This window comes from Jeotgalibaca ciconiae, assembly GCF_003955755.1.
Classification (GTDB): domain Bacteria; phylum Bacillota; class Bacilli; order Lactobacillales; family Aerococcaceae; genus Jeotgalibaca; species Jeotgalibaca ciconiae.
In genome coordinates, this window is record NZ_CP034465.1 from 904,819 (window position 1) to 920,921 (window position 16,103).

Annotated in this window: 14 protein-coding genes; 5 read left to right on the top strand and 9 right to left on the bottom strand. The window is 37.0% G+C overall.

The window, feature by feature from the left end:
- Positions 1-21: 21 nt before the first annotated feature.
- Positions 22-801 carry an IclR family transcriptional regulator gene (locus EJN90_RS04180; RefSeq protein ID WP_126109010.1) on the bottom strand — a complete coding sequence of 260 codons (780 nt, stop codon included), beginning with the start codon at positions 799-801 and terminating at the stop codon, positions 22-24.
- A 157-nt stretch (positions 802-958) separates the two neighbouring features.
- Here EJN90_RS04180 and EJN90_RS04185 point away from each other — a divergent pair, with 157 nt between their 5' ends.
- Together EJN90_RS04185 and EJN90_RS04190 are read left to right on the top strand one after the other, a co-directional pair.
- A complete protein-coding gene (locus EJN90_RS04185; RefSeq protein ID WP_126109011.1) occupies positions 959-1,960 on the top strand; it encodes a nucleoid-associated protein in 1,002 nt (333 codons plus the stop codon).
- Between the two features lie 112 nt (positions 1,961-2,072).
- Complete coding sequence (locus EJN90_RS04190; RefSeq protein ID WP_126109012.1) at positions 2,073-3,014, top strand: Rossmann-fold NAD(P)-binding domain-containing protein; 942 nt, start codon at positions 2,073-2,075, stop codon at positions 3,012-3,014.
- A 454-nt stretch (positions 3,015-3,468) separates the two neighbouring features.
- Here EJN90_RS04190 and EJN90_RS04195 read toward each other — a convergent pair whose 3' ends face one another.
- Positions 3,469-5,250, bottom strand: coding sequence for an ABC transporter ATP-binding protein (locus tag EJN90_RS04195; RefSeq protein ID WP_126109013.1), 1,782 nt, complete (start codon positions 5,248-5,250; stop codon positions 3,469-3,471).
- Positions 5,231-6,997, bottom strand: a complete 1,767-nt coding sequence (locus EJN90_RS04200; protein WP_126109014.1) for an ABC transporter ATP-binding protein — start codon at positions 6,995-6,997, stop codon at positions 5,231-5,233. Before EJN90_RS04200 ends, EJN90_RS04195 begins: the two co-directional genes overlap by 20 nt.
- A gap of 241 nt (positions 6,998-7,238) precedes the next feature.
- Here EJN90_RS04200 and EJN90_RS04205 point away from each other — a divergent pair, with 241 nt between their 5' ends.
- A complete protein-coding gene (locus tag EJN90_RS04205) occupies positions 7,239-8,081 on the top strand; it encodes a helix-turn-helix domain-containing protein (protein WP_126109015.1) in 843 nt (280 codons plus the stop codon).
- Positions 8,082-8,198: 117 nt separating this feature from the next.
- A complete protein-coding gene (locus EJN90_RS04210) occupies positions 8,199-9,533 on the top strand; it encodes a DUF1576 domain-containing protein (protein ID WP_164543999.1) in 1,335 nt (444 codons plus the stop codon).
- Positions 9,534-9,639: 106 nt separating this feature from the next.
- Here the strand turns inward: EJN90_RS04210 and EJN90_RS04215 are convergent, their stop codons facing one another.
- The 5 genes from EJN90_RS04215 to kduI form a co-directional block, all read right to left on the bottom strand.
- A complete protein-coding gene (locus tag EJN90_RS04215; protein ID WP_126109017.1) occupies positions 9,640-10,380 on the bottom strand; it encodes a sulfite exporter TauE/SafE family protein in 741 nt (246 codons plus the stop codon).
- 25 nt (positions 10,381-10,405) lie between these two features.
- On the bottom strand, positions 10,406-11,194 hold the full coding sequence (locus EJN90_RS04220) for a hypothetical protein (RefSeq protein WP_126109018.1): 789 nt from the start codon (positions 11,192-11,194) through the stop codon (positions 10,406-10,408).
- A gap of 18 nt (positions 11,195-11,212) precedes the next feature.
- On the bottom strand, positions 11,213-11,998 hold the full coding sequence (locus EJN90_RS04225) for an IclR family transcriptional regulator (RefSeq protein WP_126109019.1): 786 nt from the start codon (positions 11,996-11,998) through the stop codon (positions 11,213-11,215).
- 113 nt (positions 11,999-12,111) lie between these two features.
- A complete protein-coding gene (locus tag EJN90_RS04230) occupies positions 12,112-12,903 on the bottom strand; it encodes a gluconate 5-dehydrogenase (protein WP_227872575.1) in 792 nt (263 codons plus the stop codon).
- Positions 12,904-12,969: 66 nt separating this feature from the next.
- Positions 12,970-13,812: a 5-dehydro-4-deoxy-D-glucuronate isomerase gene (kduI, locus tag EJN90_RS04235; RefSeq protein ID WP_126109020.1), complete on the bottom strand. Its 843-nt coding sequence runs from the start codon at positions 13,810-13,812 to the stop codon at positions 12,970-12,972.
- A 357-nt stretch (positions 13,813-14,169) separates the two neighbouring features.
- Here kduI and EJN90_RS04240 point away from each other — a divergent pair, with 357 nt between their 5' ends.
- Positions 14,170-14,757, top strand: coding sequence for an acetate uptake transporter (locus EJN90_RS04240; RefSeq protein ID WP_126109021.1), 588 nt, complete (start codon positions 14,170-14,172; stop codon positions 14,755-14,757).
- A gap of 75 nt (positions 14,758-14,832) precedes the next feature.
- On the opposite strand, the gene EJN90_RS04245 is transcribed toward EJN90_RS04240, so the two are convergent.
- Positions 14,833-16,035, bottom strand: a complete 1,203-nt coding sequence (locus EJN90_RS04245; protein WP_126109022.1) for a YcjF family protein — start codon at positions 16,033-16,035, stop codon at positions 14,833-14,835.
- Positions 16,036-16,103: the final 68 nt, after the last annotated feature.

The following is a 16,103-nucleotide window of genomic DNA, read 5'->3' on the forward strand; positions in this document are numbered from 1 at the left end:
AAAATGAGTCCCTGTTCTCTTTTATAGGTAGTAATGAACGTGTTCAAGTTCCTGAATAATATTTCTTTTAGTTTGCAAGATTGCTTGGACTACTTTTTTCTCTAATTCAGGCGTTCGCCGATATGACGGCATGCTGACGCTGAAAGCACCATAATTAGTAGAGTCCACTGATAGTGTCGTCCCGATACAGAATACTTCGATTTGTTCTTCACTATTATCGAAAGCATAGCCATTTTGACGGATTTCTTTTAATTCTTCTTTTAAAACTTCAGGATCGACAATTGTATATGGTGTAAAACTTCTCATTTCAACACGTGAAAAATAGCCTTCTAATTCTTCGGCAGTGCATTCTGCTAAAATAGCCTTCCCCATCGCTGACGCATACATGGGTTTGGAAAAACCGATTCGCGAAGTGGTGACAACAATTGGTCGAGTCGACTCTAGTTTGTTCATATATAATATTTCATCACCTTCACGAATTGAAAGATGAACCGTTTCATCCAATCTTGCATGTAATTCTTTTAAATAGGGATAGGCAATTTTTGAAATCGTTAAATCATTTAAATACTGATTGGCATACTTGACCAATCCGCTTCCTAACTGAAAGGTCTTATTTTTAGGATTCCGGTATACATACCCTATTAATTCCAATGTTGATAGAATTTTAGAAACCGTAGAATTCGTCATTTCTGTTTTACTGGCAATAATATGTAATGGCTGAGGTTCACTTTCTACAGATAAAAAGCTGAGTATTTTTTCAGCTTTTAATAGCACTGTTCCATAAGGTTGCTGTTGACTCATTTTTCATACTCCATTCTGATCACGTTCGTCGTTCTTATCAATATATGCCAAAAAACAACTGTTTGCAATCTTCCAACTACGAATTTTATTATTTCACTTTTGCGCTGGTCAAATTTATGAGATACTACTAAGCGTGACTGAAAACGGAGGGAATAGAATGATTTATATTCAAGAAGCTATTTTACATATTTTTGATTTGAACAGCAACGAGCCCATTTTTTCTTTTGCTGGCCTAGATATCACGGAGAAATTTACCTTAGATTACATTCATGCAATGATAGAAAAAGTGGAAGACTCAGACAACATGAAGACAGGAATGCTTGCAGATACGAATCCCTTAATCCAAACTTTTTCCACTATTGAAGAAGATTTTATTGAGACGACGAAAATTCTAACCGAAAAATTCTTTTCCATTACTAAAATTAATCCAGAAATTCCTGCAGCCGATTTATTATTTGTCCATTTTACTTTGGATGAAGTGCCTTGTTTGGGACTTTTTAAGTTAAATTATTCTGACAGCATCACGCACCATGTCTCTTATGAAGAAGAAACACTGACCAATCAATTAATTATTAACCGTTCAATTTTACCGAGTGCACGTCAAGCAATCCAAGAAGGAATGGTTTTAAACTTAATGAATATGGAATACCACGTTATTGAGAAAAAACATATGATCGATGAACTAGCAGAGAAGATTTATTATTTTACCGAGTTATTCTTAGAAGATAAACCTCAACCAAGCTTGAAAGAAAACATTTCAATCATAAAAAAAGCCGTTCAAAAAACAGGAAAAGCCTTTAATGACGCGGAATTCCAAGTGCTTGCAGATACAAAAGAAGCGCTGGTTCACAGTATGACGGAGGAAAACGTCATTGATAACCAAGTAATTGCCGAAACCCTTTACGGTGATAATTACGCTAAAAAAGAGAAGTTTTTTGAAGAAATAAATGAAATGGGCTACGTGGATCGTGCCCCTGCTGAAGTAGCAGTGGCTGGACCAAAATACTCCAAGCAAAAATTTCGTCTAGATAATGGAATTGAAATCAGTATTCCTCTAGAGTTATATAAAGATCCTGAAGTCGTCGAGTTTATTAATAATCCAGATGGAACAACTTCGGTTATTATTAAAAACATCGAAAAAATAAAGAATCTATTTTAGATAGAAAAAGCTCTAAAAGGTTGATTTTAATGTCTTTTTTGCTGGAAGAATGAATGTGTGCTACTCTTAATATAGTGATTCAGAACGTTTAAAACTTGAAGGAGGAGTTCATTTGAGAATAGGATTTGTGGTTTCGAATTACCCTGGTGAGAAACGTGTTCCTCTTTTGCCTGAAGATATTAAAAACTTTGAAAATGATGTCGTTATCGAAAAAGGTCTTGGTGCATCGATGGGAATCAGCGACCGTGCTTATATCGTAGCTGGCTGCACGGTTTTAAGCAGAAAACAAGTATTTGCAAATTGTAATACGATTGTTTCCTTAAAACTACTACAAGCTGAAGACTATGAGCACCTTCGCGAAGGTCAAATGATTATTGGATGGACTCATCCAGAAGAGACTGGAAAATCATTTATGGACGAGCAGGCCATTCCAAAGAAACTAATTATTGTCGATTTGGATAATATTACACCTGCTATCTATTATGGAGATCGCTCTATCGAAATTCCATGGATTCCACGGAATTTTATATATAAAAATAGTATAAATGCTGGTTTCTCCGCTACACTTCATGCCTTGATGAGTATCGGCATTATTCCAGACAGCACAGAAAAAATTGCCGTTCTTGGATCAGGAAATGTTTCGCAAGGTGCTATGAACGCTGTATCGAAGTTCAGTTCAAATGTCCGAATGTTCTATCGAAAAACGCTAGATGAGTTTACTGACAATATTAATCAATATGATATTATTATTAATGGTATTCAAATCACACGAGGAACTCCGCATATCCTCACTCTTGAACATCAAAAAAGAATAAAAAATGGAGCAATTGTCATTGATGCCGCAGCTGATGGAGACGGTGCAATTGAAGGCATCGAATATACACCTATTGAAGAACCTTTTTATAAAAAAGATGGTACGTATTATTATTGTGTAAATAACGCACCTACAATCTTCTACCGAAATGCAAGTCGAGATATCAGTAAATCCTTTAGTAAGTGGGTTTATCAAGATAATGTCAAAAAGTTCTATGATTTAGCAAAAGAAATTATGTGATTAGATAAGATGAGGCTTGAAAGAGGAGCCGGGAAAAAATTCCCGGCCCTCTAGTATTAACGAATAATAGTGGTGTAAACGTGCTCAAAAAGGCAGATCCGACCTCCACTTCACGAATAATGCGCGGATGGTCTTCGTCCATCCTGTGCTTATTCGTTCCAGTGATTCGGATCTAAACGCCTTTTTTCCCACTCTCTCTTTTTCGTCAGAAATTTCAAAGCGTGTTTAATCGATGGAAGAAAATACTTATTTTATTCTAATCTACCAAAAAACCGAGCCAGCAGCTCGGTTTTTTCTTATAGACTAGGGGATTATAAGTTCAGCCATCAATGTCTAGCTTCCAAGTCCTGAGCTAGTGAAAAAAAGATAAATTTGCCCCATTGCGCGCTTCGCTGCTCATTCAGGGTCAAATTTCCTATTTTTTCATAGGTCAAGGCGGACTTGTCCGCTTTTCTTACATCTTTTTCAATAATTCTGACTGAGTTCTATAAAGTTCATAGTAACGGCCTCGTTGTCTGATCAGTTCCGCATGGGAACCGGACTCCAATATCTTGCGATCTCCGATAAAGAAAATACGGTCACTATTGCGGATGGTGGATAGGCGGTGAGCAACGATGAAAGCAGTACGTCCTTCCAATAAGTGATCCAGCCCTTCTTGTAAAAGAACCTCTGTTTGAGTATCGATACTCGAAGTTGCTTCATCCAGTATAAGCACTTTCGGATCTGACAGAAGCGTTCGAGCGAATGATATCAATTGACGCTGTCCTGCTGAAAGCGTACTCCCGCGTTCTTGAACAACTGTATGATAACCTTCCTTTAGCTCTTTAATAAAATCATGTGCACGAACCACTTTTGCTGCTTCCTTAACTTCTTCTTCTGTGGCATCCAATTTTCCATAACGAATGTTTTCTAGTATAGTGCCCGAAAAGATGAATGTATCTTGTAACATTACCCCTACTTCATGTCGCAAAGATTTTAAGGTCACATCACGCACATCGATGCCGTCAATCAAAATTTGACCCTCTTGGATATCATAAAAACGTGAAATCAAGTTTGTGATCGTTGATTTTCCGGCCCCGGTTGGTCCGACTAGCGCAATGGTCTCGCCAGGCTTCACGTGGAAAGAGAGGTGCTCGAATATATTTTGACCTTCTTTATAACCAAACGTTACATCTTGGAATACAACATCTCCTTTTACTGGCGGCATTTCGAAAGCATCGGGTGCCTCGACAATAACCGGCTCCAAATCCATCATTTCAAACACTTGATCCAGGTAAACGGTACCCGAGACCAAAGAATTATAAAAGTTTCCTAAGTTAATAATCGGATTCCAGAAGTTGGTTACATAAGCAACAAAGGCAATCAAAACCCCTGTCGAGACGTCCACTCCTAGACCTCGGATGCCTGCAAAATAAATAAAGGCAATCGTCAGCGTAGAAATATTTTGCACAATCGGACCAAGTAAAAATTGTACTCGAACAGCTTTCATCCAGGAGCTGCGTTGCTGATCGCTAACTTTGGCAAAAATATCGTAGTTCATATTTTCCCTTGTATAAGATTGTGTCGTTTTGATTCCTTCAATTGATTCATGAATATAGGCATTCAGGTTCGACTGCTTTTCGCTCAATTCTTCATATGCTATTCTTTGTTTATTTTTAATAATCATGGTCACAACAAATAGAAGCGGTAGTAAAATAAAACTGTATAAAGTTAATACAACATCAATGGAAAGCATAATAGCCAATGTCACCACAATGCTGAGAATATCAGAGATTACCGTAATCAAGCCCGAAGATAGAATGTTACTCAAAGCATTGATGTAGTTAACAATTCGTGTCAAAATTTTACCATGCGGTCTACTGTCAAAAAATTTAAATGATAGTTTTTGCATATGGTTAAATAAATCAGATCGAATATCTCGCAATACATTCTGTCCGAGCATCGTAATTTGAAAAATACGGTAACGAGTAGCAAATCCGTTTAGGATTATTGCAACTGTATACAAAATAACTACCCATAAAAGCGCGTTGGTATCTTGATTGGGTATGGCCTCATCAATCACATAACTGGTCAAATAGGGTCCTAAAATAAGAACTAGATTCGAGAAAATGATTACCAGCAATAATTTAACAATTAGTGATTGATAAGGTTGTAAATAGCGGCCCAGTCTTTTAAAGTTTGCCGTGTTAATTTTATTCTTTTTCTTATCTTTAATCTCAATGTAATCCTGACTCATCTTGGTCCCCCTCCTCTACATCCGCTTGCCCTAATTGTTCTTCATAAATATGTGCGTAAGCCCCTCCACGTGCCAAAAGTTCTTCGTGAGTTCCCTGTTCAATAATTGCCCCTTTAGAAAGGATGAGAATCTTATCTGAATTTTTAACGGAAGAAATACGATTGGCGATGATGATGGTTGTTTTTCGTTCGCTTGACTTCTGCAACCCTTCTTGGATTTTCACTTCTGTTTCCATGTCTACAGCCGAAGTGGTATCATCCAAGATTAAAATAGAGGGATCTTTAATCAAGCCACGTGCCAAGGATAAACGCTGTTTCTGACCTCCAGAGAGTCCGCTTCCTCGTTCCCCTAAATATGTATCATATTGTTGCGGCATTCGTTCAATAAACTGGCTGGCATCAGCCACTTGTGCCACGCGTTGCACGGCTTCGAATCTTGCTCCAGGTGTCCCGTATGAAATATTTTCCCGGATTGTATCAGAAAACAGGAATACATCCTGCATAACAATCGCTACATTTTGTCGTAAATCAATGACATTAATTTCTTTTACATCCATTCCATCCAATAATACACGACCTTCTGTTGGATCAAAAAATCTGGATATCAAATTCACTAGGGTAGATTTTCCTGAACCAGTTTCACCCAAGACACCCAAGGTTTGACCAGCTTCAACTTTAAAATTGATGTCTCGCAAAACTTCCGTATCCGGATCGTCAGCAAAAGCAAAAGAAACATGTTGGAATTCAATTTCCCCTCGCAAGGAATCAACCGTTTTTTGTGAACTGACAGGAATTTTTGGCTCAGTTGCCAACATCTGCCTAATTTTATATGTGCTGGCATTGTAATTCTGAATATCATTTACATGATTTCCAACATTGCGCATGGGAATATTCAGCATCCAAATTAATCCATTAAAAGTAACAAGATTCCCGATCGTCATCGTGCCTTGGAGAACAAATAATCCTCCCAGACCAATCGAAATTACTGACATGAATCCTGCGAATGTTTCGATAATCGGCAAATAGACACTCGATATTTCTGCTGACTCCAAATTTCGTTTTCTGAAGTCTTCGTTTCGAACATTAAATTTTTCAATCTCAAATTCTTCTCGAGCAAATGCCTTTACAACTTTGTTTCCACCAATATGCTCCTCTACCATTGAATTCAGACGAGAAAAACTTTCCCGTATGTGATAAAAAGCTTGATTCGCTTTTCGTGATAAAAAAATGGTTAAGACTGCGATAAATGGTGTGACAGTCAATAGTGCTAGAGTTAAGCGCCATTCAAAAGCTGCTAAGAAAATTAGTGCTGAAACAAACAGTATGACATTGTCTAAAATATTGAAATAAGTCCATGCTACAGCATGACGAATAGCGTCAGTGTCGCCCGTCATCCGCGCCATTATATCGCCCACTCGCGTTGTATTGAAATAAGTAAAGTCAAGTTCTTGCAATTTCACATACAAATCTTCTCGTATTTTGTATAAAATATTTTGGCTGATTTGTTCGAATTGAATTTGGAATACATACCGTAATAGCATTCGAATAAATGTAGCTATGACCATTATTGCCAGCAAGGGAATTAATAAATTCATTTCTCCCCCAGTAATCACTCGATCTACCATAAGTCCCCCAATGTAAGGAGTTACGATATTCATGAAGGCTGCCACGATCGTCAGCAGACTCGCCCAAGTCCATCCAAACCAGTAAGGTGAGAGGTACTTCATAACCCACTTGATACTACTCATTTTATTATCCCGCCTTTCTTTTTATTTTACTGTCAGTGTATGTTATTTATATGCAAGTTCGAATGGAATTTACTATCAAATAGAATGGACATTATTATCTAGAAAGAGTTTTTATTCATTAGTAGTTACACAACAATTTTTGTTTCTCATTTCGTCTACAAAATGAGTCATCTCCATTGCGTCCGCTTTCATTAATCGATATACTTTTTAATAAAGAGAAATATAAGTTGGAGGTGATCGAATGCTTAATATTAATGCAAAAACGTTTAATCCAGAAATCCTATATGTATTTGATGCGGAGTCGACAGGTCCCCATTCTGGTAAAAATCATCACCATGACTTTTTTGAAATGACGGTTATCTTAGAAGGTGAATCTTTCTATAATATCAACGGCCAGCTACATCAACTAAAAAGCGGTACAATCTTACTATTTAATCCAGGTGTAAAACACTTTGAATTCATACCAGAAGAAAAGAGAAACAAACAGCTTCACATCGGCATACGTCACTTCACTATTGAACGTTTTCCACGTGACTATTTCCCTTTCGAAACGACAATCATTCATTTATCTGAGTATAATGAAGCTTTTTTCCAAACTTGCGAAGAAATTATTAGAGAACGACATGAAGGAAAGAGCGGTTATGATGTCATCCTGAAATCCCTAGTATTAAAATTAATCGTATATATTTTACGCGATAAAAATACAAATGAATTGGAAAACAACGATTTATTATTAACAGAGGATGAACGAGAGCGGCAAGATCTCGTAAACGAAGTTAAACACTATATTGAAAGGAACTACATGAAGGAATTGACGTTGAATCAAATAGCTAAAGAGCTTTATTCGAGTCCGGCCAAGATTTCAAGAATTTTCAAAGAACAGCTAGGGGATACGCCTATCAATTATCTGATTCGTTATCGTTTAGAAAAAGCAAAAACAATGATCGAAAATACCCAAGATATCAGTGTATCTGAGGTTTCTCGTTTGATTGGTTATGAAGATGCCTACTACTTCAGTAAGCTTTTCAAAAAATATTATGGCAGTTCACCTACACACTACATAAAAAAAGAAGAGCTACTCTAAAAAAATCAAAAAAAAGAATATTGTCTTGCCAATTTATTACTATTTCTGCTAAACTTAAAAAATAATTTATTATCTGCCGTTCAATAACTTACCTATCCTAAAAACAGGAGGAATATGATGACGACAATTCCAATAGAATCGGCACCTAATTTCGAAACATTGCCTGAAAGAACAAAATACTCTCTTTTTGTTCTATTCAGCTTTTCTTTAGGAGCTTTAGCTTTTTTATTCAACTCCCCTCAAGAGATTTGGGATGGATTCTGGGAAATCATGCGCTCACCGGCGAATCTTTTAACGGACTACATGGCGCTAGCCAATCCTGGCGCTACTTTGCTAAACGCAGCTGTCATGACGCTGCAGGCACTCTATATTGTTTATTTCTGTAAAGCAAAAATAAATGGACCCGTGATTGCTGCCTTGTTTCTTATCACAGGCTTTTCTTTTTTTGGCAAAAACTTCTACAATTCTATGCCCATCGTTATTGGCGCTTTATCCTATGCTTGGATTACTCATAACCCCTTGGAGAAATCTTTATTGGCTGCTTTATTCGGTACCGCTCTTGGACCACTAGTGAGCGAATTGACTTTTAACCAAGGTTTGCCGCTACCTCTAGGTTTTACCTTGGGAATCAGTGCAGGCTTCATTGCCGGTTTTTCCTTGCCGCCGCTGGCACACCACGTTATTAGTTTTACAAAAGGCTTTAGTCTTTACAATGTTGGGTTCACATGCGGTTTTGTTGGCACAATTTTTATTTCTTTAATGCGCAGCTTCGGGATGACTATCGAAACCGTTTCAATCATTTCAAATGATTATACAATTGCTTTTGCCATTATTTTACTCTTTATTTTCTTATTATTGGCTTTCTTTGGATATTATCTAAATCATTGGAGCTTTTATGGAATTAAAGAAATTTACCGCCATACTGGACAGCTTTCTACTGACTATATCGAGATTGGTGGAATCGGAGCAACATTAATGAATATGGGCTGGCTTGGAATTTTTTCAACTGTCTTTATTTTACTGATTGGCGGCGAATTAAGCGGACCTGTTATTGGTGGAATTTTTAGCATCGTTGGCTTTGGTGCTTTTGGAAAAGACTTACTCACTTCCGCTCCCATTATGTTGGGAGTGACTTTGATGGCCTCATTAACTTTACATGATGTTCAGTCACCTCCTATTTTGATCGCCATTCTGTTTTCTACTACATTATCCCCTATCGCTGGTCGTTATGGTTCTTTTGTAGGGGTGATTACTGGCGCACTGCATTTAACATTGGTGGTAAACGTTGGCTTTTTACATGGAGGCGTGAACTTGTATAATAATGGTTTCGCGGGCGGAATTGTTGCTGGGGTCATGGTGCCTATTTTAGAAGCAATCCATGTTCATCGTGCTGCACGACTCAACCCAGCAAGGCAAGAGGTCGATCCAGCTGAAGAAATTGAAAAATTGTAAAAGATATTATATTTAAATGGGTCGATCATATATGGTGTTAGTGCCACAAAGGGAGATCCATAAAAATAAGCATCTACTTCATACAATACGAAGTAGATGCTTATTTTTAAAGTAATAACCGAACTGCAGCGATAGCAGTCGTAAACATAATCAAGTATTTATACGTTTTTTCGCTGATGTTATGAATAATCCAAATTCCGATTACAGCCCCAATTCCAATAAATGGTAAAGAAAATGCTGTGTACTTCATTGTATCCCATGTGATGGTTCCCCATAAAAAGACATGAAACGGAACTTTCAAAAGGTTCATCAGAAAGAAAAACCATGCGGTTGTTCCAATCATTGATGCTTTTTGAAGATTTTGAGCGAGAATATAGACATTGAAGATGGGACCAGAAGCATTCCCAACCATGGAAGAAAATCCACTGATAATTCCTACAAACCAATGAAGGAATTTATTATCAGGTAATTCAACCACTTTTTGTTGTAAGTGACGGATAATTAAAAGAATCAGACAAACTAACACGATTATTCCCATGATAAATTTAAATTGTTGGTCATTTAAATAGTTTCCAATAAGTGATCCCAAAACAATTCCCAGAATCGTTGCCGGCATTAATTTAAGCACATCACGCATTCTTCCTTGTTTTCCATACTTAAAGATTGCTACTAAATCACCAACAATCAGCATGGGTAACATGATGCCAGCTGATTCTTTTCCTCCAAAAATAATTGCCAACATTGCTACAGCTGGAATGGTTGCCCCTTGAATACCTGCTTTGGAAAAGCCAACGATCAACGCACCAACCGCCAGCATAACAATCTCGATTATTTCCAATCCAAACATCCAGCAACGCCTCTTTCACTTGTATTTATTTTACATATCTTCCGTAAATTTCCAATTGGGAAAGTGCTGGGAATGGAGATTCGTCTTCGGCTTTAATTAATTCTTTAATTTCTACCCAGTCCACGGTTCTCTTTTCCATGTCAAAAAACTGAAGATCAGCATCTTTTTCCAAAGCAATTACTTCTCTTGATCCATCTGAAAACTCTAAAGTAGCTTGCGTCCAATAGCTGTCATGAGGAAAATCCGCTCGTAAGGCAATTGCAAAACGATCTACTTCCACTTTTTTGCCAAAATAAACACGTAAAGCAGCATCCGCTTGTTGGTTGATTCCCCAAGACTGATAAGGCCAATAGCCATGTCCTTCATTAGCCAAGATTCCATCAATGGCATTACGTGCAAAAAATGTCGCTTCATTACGTGTTTCTACATTAGCTGATGCATGAGGAAAGGCTTCTTCCTTTTTGTTTTGATCAACAGGATTGAAGGCTAGATTTCGATAGGCGTATACCTCTTCTTCGCTTGGTATCGAAACGGAAATATAATGTTTTTCTCCAGCAAAGGCATTGATAGGATAAGCATTTTTCAGATTCTTTTGTGAAGGTAATTCAAATGTCCATGTCTTACCGCTTATAAAAATAATGCTTTCAGCCATGGCATCATCAATTTTCACTTTGACAAATTGCTCTGCGTCGTCTAATTCCAGTTGAATTCTATCGCCTTCCTGGTAAGTTGATTCATAAAACAAATAGCCGCGCTCTTGAATATTTTTCTCTACAAGTACAGTATCTTCTTGGTTCAGTATAGAAAGTTTCACTCGTTCTCCTCCATTCATTTATCTAAAACTAGCATTTATTTTTTCTTTCATTTCAAGTACTGCATCGCTTAATTGTTGCAGCATCTCATCTGTTGCACGAAAAATAGGGATACTAATACTAAATGCTCCAAGTATCGTTTTTTGACCATTGCCGGTTACGTTCGTGATCGCAGCACCAATGCAATAAACACCTTCTTCATTTTCTTCATTGTCTATAGAGAATCCTTGTTGACGAATCCCTTCCAGCTCCGCTAGTAACAATTGAGTACTCGCAATCGTTTTGTCTGTTTTAGCAACAAAATCATGGTTGTTTATATAATTCAACAATCTTTTATCATCCAGCTCCGCTAGAACTGCTTTTCCCATTCCAGAGCTGTATAAGTCTTTTGTCTCGCCGATTGCTGAAGAAATACAAACAACTGGACGGCTCGATTGGAATTTATTTACTGTGACAATTTTCTCATTTTGAAATACACCTAAATGAACGGTTTCATCAAAACGCTCATGAAGCTCCTCTAACTGCTCATATATATGAGATTCTAAATCCATGCGGCTTATTTCTTTAGAGGAGTATTTTATTAATTTGAATCCAATCGAATACGTTCGATTCTTCTTGTTTTTAATTACATAACCGATATGTTCTAATGTATCTAAAATTTTAGAAGCAGTCGATTTTGTTAATCTTGTATTTTCAGCAATACTTGCCAATGCCTGAGGCTCTTCCGATTCAAATAAGTATTCCAAGATTAAATCTGATTTAATGAGAACTGTTCCATATAGTTTCTTTTCAGTTACTTCTGCCATTTTTATTCCTCCTCTCACCGTATTTCTATTTTATCAAAAAAGGACAGCTTTAGATATCTCATCTAAGGCCGTCCTCTCCATTTTACCCTATTTTGTGTGCAGTATAGACAATCTTAAGGTTGTTTTCCGATAGAAGCTAAAATACCACCGTCTACGAACAAGATGTGTCCATTAACAAAGTCTGAAGCTTCAGAAGCCAAGAATACGGAAGGTCCTTTTAAGTCTTCTGGCGTTCCCCAACGTGCAGCTGGAGTTTTATCAATAATAAAGTTATTAAATGGATGACCTTCTACACGTAATGGAGCTGTTTGTGGTGTTTCAATATAACCAGGTCCAATCCCATTACATTGAATATTGTGTTCACCGTATTCAGCAGCGATATTTTTTGTTAACATTTTTAGTCCGCCTTTAGCAGCAGCATAGGCACTTACTGTTTCACGGCCTAATTCACTCATCAAGGAACAAATATTAATGATTTTACCATGTCCTTTTTCAATCATAGCAGGAATTACTGCTTTTGCCATAATAAATGGACCTGTTAAATCGATATCGATTACTTGGCGCCATTCTGCAGCAGTCATTTCTACCATTGGAATACGTTTTATGATTCCAGCATTATTTACTAGAATATCAACGGTTCCTACTTCTTCTTCAATTTGTTTGATTAAAGCAGCTACTGCTTCTTCATTTGTAACATCTGCTACATAGCCGTATGCTTCTAATCCAGCTTCTTTATAGGCAGCCAACCCACTGTCAACTAGCTCTTGATTGATATCGTTGAATACCACTTTTGCGCCAGCTTGTCCCAAAGCACTCGCGATTGAGAAGCCAATTCCGTAAGATGCTCCAGTTACTAAAGCTACTTTACCTTTTAATGAAAATGAATCCATGCTAAAATTTGTCATTTCTTTTCCTCCTGAACGGAAATATCTTTTTTTGAATAACAGATATCTTGATTAATCTTGCAGTTTTTATTTTAAATCTTGCATAGCAACGTGATCCATATCTTCATAAGTGATGTTTTCTCCACACATTGCCCAAATGAATGTATAATCACTTGTTCCAACACCCGTATGGATAGACCAGCTTGGTGAGATAATTGCTTGTTCATTCGATAATACTAAATGTTTCGTTGCATCAGGTTCACCCATGAAGTGGAACACACGTGTATCAGCTTCCATATCAAAGTATAGGTATGTTTCCATACGTCTTTCATGTGTATGAGCTGGCATTGTATTCCAAGAGCTTCCTTCAGATAAAATTGTATAACCCATTTGCAATTGGCAGCTTTCACATACATTTGGATGAATGTATTGGTAAATACTGCGTTTGTTCAACGTTTTACTGTCTCCCGTTACTTTTGGAGTGATGTTAGCAATAGCAATTTTCACTGTTGGATATACTTTATGAGCTGGTGTAGAAACTACATAGAATTTTGCTGGATTGTTTGCATCATCAGATTTGAAACGAATATCTTTTGTTTCTTTTCCAATATAGTAGCCATCTTGTTTTACCATTGGCTCTTCTTTTCCTTCGATGATAATTGATCCAGGTCCACCAATGTTGATTACACCTAGTTCACGTCTTTCCAAGAAGTATTCTACTCCTAGTGACTTATTCAAAACAATTTCTAATTCTTTATCAGTCGGTGTTACTCCACCAAAGATTTGACGGTCATGATGGGTATAGTTTAATACAACCTTACCAGCTGTGAAAATTTCTTCTGCTAAAAAATCTTCGCGCAATTCTTCTGTTGAATGATGAACAATGTTTTTTGGCCCTTGAGAGTAATACGTCTTGTAAGCTGTTTCCATTAATAAAATCTCCTTTTAATATATAATTACGTGTGAATAAGAATTATCCACCGTTTTGTTTCCTTATGGGAAATGTTGAAATACCATTTGGAAACTATATGCTCATGTTAGTCCACTTCTCTATCTTTGTCAAGCGTTTTCACTGTTTTCATTTCTTATTTAGCATATTTTAAAAATTCGTTTCCTAATTAGAAATAAAGGGATTTGTTTTAAAAAAGCAGAAAAGCAAAAAAAAGAGCTGATCCTGTATTATAGCTCCATTGATAAGACTTTTAAATCTTCATTGACTTCTCAACCCCACTCTATATAATTCAAGATAGTGTGTTTTCACAACTATATTAAGAGGAGTTATATAAATTGGATAAAGAAAAAATAATCTCTTTCAAAGAGATAACAGCGAATCCGGCGCCGCTTGGCTTGTTAGGGTTTGGTATGACGACGGTATTATTAAATATTCATAATGCTGGATTCTTCCCTATGGATGCTATGATTTTAGCAATGGGAGTTTTTTTTGGAGGTTTCGCTCAGGTTATCGCTGGTATTATGGAGTTTAAAAAGAATAATACTTTCGGTACAACTGCTTTTACTTCCTATGGATTCTTCTGGTTATCTTTGGTTGGTCTGAACATCTTACCAATAATGGGATTAGGTGAAGTGCCCTCTTCTCTTTCTATGGCAGCTTATTTATTTATGTGGGGTATTTTCACGCTTGGAATGTTTATTGGAACGCTACGTATCAGCAGAGCTTTACAAGTTGTATTTGGTACACTAGCTGTTCTTTTCTTCTTATTAGCGATTGGCAATTTTACAGCTTCAACTATGATTTTGACTATCGCAGGCTATGAAGGTATTTTCTGTGGTTTTTCAGCTATCTATGCTGCGTTAGCACAAGTATTAAATGAGCTTTATGGAAAAACTGTTTTACCAATTGGTGAAATGGATTAAGCTCGCTGAGTAATTAACAGACAAAAAAATAGGAGGCCTGCCTTATGGTACGCCTCCTATTTCTATTGTCATTTTTTATTCTTTTTGTGTGTTCTTAAACCTGCTGATCATTCTTTGAATAATGTTCTCTTTTTTATTTTTTCTTTCATTAGATGCTTTTAATTTACTTTTTTTCAATTGCTCCTGTAATTTTTCTTTCATTAACTCGCTTATTTCCTGCAAGTCAGGAGTCTCTCCTGCAACTTCTCTTTTAGCAATGAAGGCTAAAACTTCAATATAACTCATAGCCAAAGCTGAAGTTAATACCGAAGCAGTGCCTCCACTAATAATCCCTCCTGCTATGGTGCCTGCTCCAGGAATTAATTTTATTAAGTTGGATACGATGTATCTGCCTAGGTAAGTAGCGCCACTCGTTCCTCCCACTGCTCCTAAAATGCTGGCAATGTTCGTACGATCCATTGAAATTCCAAAAATAGCAGTAATATGTGCCATCATGGTAATTTGCATGGGGACGAGTAATGTAGCATCAGAAAATGGTATGGGCGTGAAACCTACTCCAAAAGTTGTGGTAACATATCTCATTGCCCAACGCCTGGCTGCTTGCGCTTTTCGTTCAATATCCACTTGTTGGGCATTGTTAAAAGCTTTTTGAACGTCCTCTGGAATTACTTCAAATGTTAGGGCAATTAACTCTTTGAGTCCTTTGCGAGGAATAACTAACTCATCCGATATAACAAAGGGTTCTGCCATAATCGTCAATACGGAAACAATATCTAGATGCAGTTTTTCGATATACTGTTTAAAGTCTTCCGCAGGCTTTCCAATCGATTGTGTTAAAACAATAATTACAGGGACTTCCTCAGTTAACTCATTGATAAATTGAATTTCTGACTCTTCAATCCGCGATGAGTTCGCATTGATACAGTAGTAGATTACGTGTATCGCTTCTTCTGGCCCTTTTTCTCGATTCGTTTTTAGTGCTCCAAAAACTTCAGCACGCACATCTGATTGGACAGATTCACTGAGCTCTAAACCGCGTGTATCATAAAGAACAATTGGAATACCCTCTTTAGCAATTTTTCTTAAATGCTTGGTAATCGGCTTCCCAATCCCGGTACTTGCTAATCGTTCCCGAAAAACATTGTTAACCAAGGTACTTTTCCCAACCCCAGTCTTTCCTACGATCATAACATTTACAGGATTCATTTTTTTTACTTCTTCCTGTGTTTTGTTCAATAAATCTTCTACTAAAGTAAAATCTAAATTGTCTTTCACCATCAGAATCAACTCCTTATAGAAAAACAAAGAGGAGCCATTTATCATATCCGGCTCCCTTTCCAACACTA